Source organism: Planktothrix sp. FACHB-1355, from assembly GCF_014748295.1.
GTDB lineage: Bacteria > Cyanobacteriota > Cyanobacteriia > Cyanobacteriales > Aerosakkonemataceae > Aerosakkonema > Aerosakkonema funiforme_A.
Genome location: NZ_JACJUP010001272.1, coordinates 1 through 1,897, shown reverse-complemented (window position 1 = coordinate 1,897; position 1,897 = coordinate 1). Strand labels below are relative to the sequence as shown.

At 45.7% G+C, this 1,897-nt stretch carries 1 protein-coding gene; it reads right to left on the bottom strand.

From position 1 onward, the window contains the following. Positions 1 to 1,897 (bottom strand): PAS domain S-box protein (locus H6S82_RS31525; RefSeq protein WP_191057365.1); only part of this gene is annotated, 1,897 nt, incomplete at both ends.

Below are 1,897 nucleotides of genomic sequence, written 5' to 3'. Positions count from 1 at the left end.
CGGTAAATTTCTCCTTCTTCGTTGCGGATCGGAAAGGTACGAGCCCATATCCAGCGAATCTCCCCATCCGATCGCACAATGCGAAACTCTTCGTTAAGATAAGGATATGCTACCATTCTATTCTTAACGGCGCTTTCTACGCGCTCCCCATCTTCAGAGCTAACGATCTCTAACCAAGATTCCGGTCGCTCGTACAAACTCTCTAGAGTGCGACCCCAAATTTTTTCGTAGGCAGGACTGACATAAAGTAACTCGTGTGTATTTGGCGAAATCATCCAAAAAATCTGATTTATATTTTCCGCTAACTGGCGGAATCGCTCTTCGCTCTCTCGCAGCGCTTGCTCTGATTGTTTGCGTTTTGTGATGTCGCGATACACGCTCAAGAAAAGAACTTGATGCTGATGTTGCACAAGCGTGGTAGATACCAGCAGCGTCTTTTGCGTTGCCGCTTTGGTTTGAATCGTGGTTTCCAAGTTGCGAACTTCCCCCTGTTCGGTAAGTGCGGCTAGGTTAGCTTGCGCCTTCTGGTAGTCTGAGGGATCGGGATATAACACAGCCAAAAAATCGCCGCAACAGTTGGCTTCTGCCTGGGTATAACCTGTGATTTCCTCCATTTTGGAATTGAAAATTTCAAATCCCCCGGATCGATCGCTAAGAGTGATTCCTTCGCCAACCGTTTCGATCACCGTGAGCAATCGCTGAGCGCTCGCTTTGATTTCTGCCTCTGTCTGCTTAGCAAGAGTGATATCGCGAGCGATCGCCAGCACAAATTCAACTTTACCATCAACTATTAATTCCGGTACAATTCGCGATTGAAACCATCTCGATCCTGAAGGTGTCGAATACTCGAATTCGTCAATCGTCTCCTCACCCGTCTCAAAAACCCAATGTAGGGTTTGTTGCCATCGCTCGACTAATTCTGGAGGCATTCCCAAATCTTTATGAGTTTTGCCGATAAATGTTTTGGCTGAAACTCCAGCCGCTCGTTCTATCACGGGGTTGATATAGACGTGCCGCAATTGTCGATCGAATCTAGTAATAATATCCGGCGCATTTTCCACCAACGCCTTGAACTGTTGTTCGTGGCTGTATAGCAATAGCTCAGCTTGCTTGCGTTCGGTGATATCGCGCCAACAAGCCGCAAAACCATCGCTGAGTTTAACCACACGAATATCAAAAGCTCCCTTATACTGTCGATCGGCAAACGCATCTTCGTAATATAGCGATTCTTTGACTAATGGTTTCCCCGTTTCCACAACTTGGCAGTATTCCGCAAACAGCCCTATTGTTCGATGCGCGGGGAACATTTCACAAAGCAGCTTGCCAATTTGTTCCTCCTTCGTTATGCCGTTACTTGCACAAGCGGCAGCGTTGACATACTCTACTACAAAGTCTGTAATTTCTCCTTGTTCGTTGCGAACAGCAGTATAAATACCAAAACCGTCCAACATATTCTCAACCGATGTGCGGAATCGTTCTTCACTTTGTCGTAGCGCTTGTTCTGCCAGCTTGCGATCGGTGATATCTTGCACCATTCCCAGATAATGCAGAAAATTTCCATCCCTATCTCGAATCAGAGATACTGTTAAATCCACCCAGACAAGCTGTCCGTCTTTCTTCACATATCTTTTTTCAACGCTGAAAAAAGCTATTTTTCCGCTATTCAGTTGCTGCACAACTTCTATATTTTTCTGAAGATCGTCTGGATAAGTAATATCGAAATAGGAAAGCGCGGTTAATTCCTCCTGAGTGTAGCCAACTATTTGACAAAACTGTGCATTCACTTTCAGAAAGCGATAATTAGAGTTCGAGATAGCCATACCCAGCGGCCCTTCCTCAAAAATTTTGCGGAAGCGTTCTTCACTTTCTCGCAGTGCTGCTTCTGTTTGCTTGCGAT